The sequence below is a fragment of the Aquitalea sp. S1-19 genome (assembly GCF_024343515.1).
This window is the reverse complement of sequence record NZ_RJTZ01000213.1, coordinates 1-2,692: the sequence shown is the minus strand read 5'-3', so window position 1 is coordinate 2,692 and position 2,692 is coordinate 1. Positions and strand designations below refer to the sequence as shown.

The window sequence follows — 2,692 nt, the reverse complement described above, 5'->3', positions numbered from 1 at the left end:
CGGCCGCGCTGCTGCAAGGAAACCTGCGCAGCACCCAAACCGCCTATATCGGCGCGGTGAACGAGCTGATCGACTACCAGATAAAGCTGATGAATGAGTCCGGCGAGGCAGCAGCAGAACTGTCACAGCAGACGCAGCTGCTGCTGATCGCGCTAGGCGGCATCGCGGTCACCCTGACCCTGCTGATCGGTTTCTTGATCACACGCAGCATCACCCGTCCGCTGGGCGAGGCCGTCGGCGCCGCGAAGAAGATGGCCGCCGGTGACTTCGGCTTCACACTGGAGAACCAGCACCGCGACGAAGTGGGTGAAATGGTGCGCGCGGTCGGTGCCGTCCAGACCTCGGTGCAGGCCATGGCGGCGGACACCCGCCTGCTGAGCCTGGCCGCCGTCGAAGGCCGACTGGACACCCGCGCCGAGGCCGGCAAGCATCAGGGCGAATTCAAGTCCATCGTCAGCGGCGTCAACGACACCCTGGATGCGGTGATCGGCCCGCTGCAAGTTGCCGCCGACTACGTCGCGCGCATCGCCCGTGGCGACATCCCAGCCAAGATCAGCGACAGTTACAATGGCGACTTCAACCTGCTGAAAAACAACCTGAATACCTGTATTGAGGCAGTCAACCGCCTGATTGCCGATGCCCGACAGCTGTCCGAGTCGGCGGTCGCAGGCAAGCTCGACACCCGTGCCGATGCCAGCATGCACCAGGGCGACTTCCGCAGCATTGTCACTGGCGTCAACGACACCCTCGACGCCGTGGTGTCGCCGATTCGCGACGTACAGCGAGTGATGGCCGCAATGGAACAGGGCGACATGACGCAGTCCATCACCACGCAGTACCAGGGCGACTTTGCCGCGCTGGCAGCTGCCATCAACAACACGATCGCCAAGCTGTCCGACACCATCGCCCAGATCACCACGGCGGCCGATGCGCTGTCCAATGCAGCAGGCCAGGTTTCCGCCACCGCCCAGTCGCTGTCGCAGTCGTCCTCCGAGCAGGCCGCATCGGTCGAAGAGACCACCGCCAGCCTGGAGCAGATGACCGCCTCGGTCGCACAGAACACCGAGAACGCCCGCGTCACCGACAATATGGCGTCCAAGGCGGCACGTGAAGCAGGCGAAGGCGGCAGCGCGGTCGGCAAGACGGTCGAGGCGATGAGCTCGATCGCCGACAAGATCGGCATTATCGATGACATCGCCTACCAGACCAACCTGCTGGCACTGAACGCCGCCATCGAAGCGGCGCGCGCCGGCCCCGGTGGCAAGCAGCCGCACGCTCGCGGCCAGAAGCAACGTGACGGCTGTCTTCGATGAAGCCGACTTCGAAAAATTCTGAAGGGGAGCGCGATGGAATCCGCAGCCCAGACGCCACAGCGACCCGCCAGCAAGCTGACGCCGCATGCGAGCACGCCCCAGCAGTACCTGACCTTCACCCTGCGCGGCGAAGTGTTCGCCGTCGCCATCCTCAATGTGAAGGAAATCATTGAGTACGGCACGGTCACCGAAATCCCGATGATGCCCGGCTTTATCCGCGGGGTGATCAACCTGCGCGGCAGCGTGGTGCCGGTGATCGACCTCTCCTGCCGCTTCGGCGACCATGCGACCGAGGTTTCGCGGCGCACCTGCATCGTCATCATCGAACTGCAGGAGGGGGACCAGCGCCAGGATATCGGCGTGATGGTCGATGCGGTGCTGGAAGTGCTGGAGATCGCGCCGGCCGAGATCGAGCCGGCCCCGTCCTTCGGCGCCCGCATCCGCACCGATTTTATCCAGGGCATGGGCAAGGTGAACGGCAAGTTCGTGATCATCCTTGAGGTGTTACGCGTACTGTCAGTCGAGGAAATCTCGATGCTGGCACAGGTTGCCGACGTGCTGCCGGCTGATGCCTGACCCCGCCATGAGCGACTACGCGGCCCTGCCGCCGCGCGAGATTGAGCGCCTTGCACTCAATATCCGCCCCGGCGAGTGGGCAGTAGAGCGGCAGCGCCCGATTGCCACCCTGCTGGGTTCCTGCGTCGCGGTCTGTCTGATCGATACCGGCCTGCCGCTGGCCGGCATGAATCATTTCATGCTGCCGCAGATGCGCAACAGCCGCCATGCCGACGAGGACATGCTGCTGGCCGGCGATGCCTGCATGGAAGCTCTGCTCAATGCCATGCTCAAGCTGGGTGCGGCCCGCCACCGCATCCATGCCAAGGCTTTCGGCGGCGGCAATGTAATCGACAGCACCCCGCCTGGCGTGCTCTCCATTGGCAAGCGCAACGCCGACTTCACCCAGACCTGGCTCGCGCGCGAGCGCATCCCACTACTGGCCTCCGATTTTCTAGGCCCCTGGTCGCGCAAGGTGCTGCTGGTCCCCGCGACCGGAGATGCCTGGTGCCGGCGCGCGGGGGTCGGTGCCGTTCAGGCCCAGGCACTCAAACGCGAAGAACAGGCCTACGCCGAGTCGCTGCGCCAGGTGCAAAACGGCCCCCAAACACCCCGCGTCGAGTTGTTCTAATGCCTGAAATCGCGCTCTCCGAACAGGAGTTCACCCTGCTGCGCCAACTGATCTACCGTGTTGCCGGCGTCCATCTGGCCGACAGCAAGCGGCCGCTGGTGATGGGCCGCCTGCAAAAGCGGCTACATGAACTGCAACTGGAAAACTACCTGCAGTACTACCAGCGAGTCACCGACGAGCGCCATCCGCAGGA

The 2,692-nt window shown here is 64.3% G+C and carries 3 protein-coding genes and 1 pseudogene; all 4 read left to right on the top strand.

The features are described 5' to 3' along the window. On the top strand, positions 1–1,313 hold a 1,313-nt coding region (locus EGI20_RS17335), incomplete at its 5' end, for a HAMP domain-containing protein (protein WP_498632960.1). Positions 1,314–1,346: 33 nt separating this feature from the next. Next, positions 1,347–1,889 (top strand): chemotaxis protein CheW, encoded by a 543-nt coding sequence (locus EGI20_RS17330; RefSeq protein ID WP_498629182.1) that lies wholly within the window; start codon positions 1,347–1,349, stop codon positions 1,887–1,889. A gap of 7 nt (positions 1,890–1,896) precedes the next feature. Beyond that, on the top strand, positions 1,897–2,499 hold the full coding sequence (locus EGI20_RS17325; protein ID WP_498629184.1) for a chemotaxis protein CheD: 603 nt from the start codon (positions 1,897–1,899) through the stop codon (positions 2,497–2,499). Continuing rightward, positions 2,499–2,692: pseudogene (locus EGI20_RS17320) on the top strand (CheR family methyltransferase); the annotation flags it as partial. The gene EGI20_RS17325 and the pseudogene EGI20_RS17320, both read left to right, overlap by 1 nt.

What these genes read in the sequence shown, in the direction of transcription:
- EGI20_RS17330 (WP_498629182.1), top strand. Translation starts at nt 1,347, where the DNA reads ATGGAATCCGCAGCCCAGACGCCACAGCGACCCGCCAGCAAGCTGACG.
- EGI20_RS17325 (WP_498629184.1), top strand. Translation starts at nt 1,897, where the DNA reads ATGAGCGACTACGCGGCCCTGCCGCCGCGCGAGATTGAGCGCCTTGCA.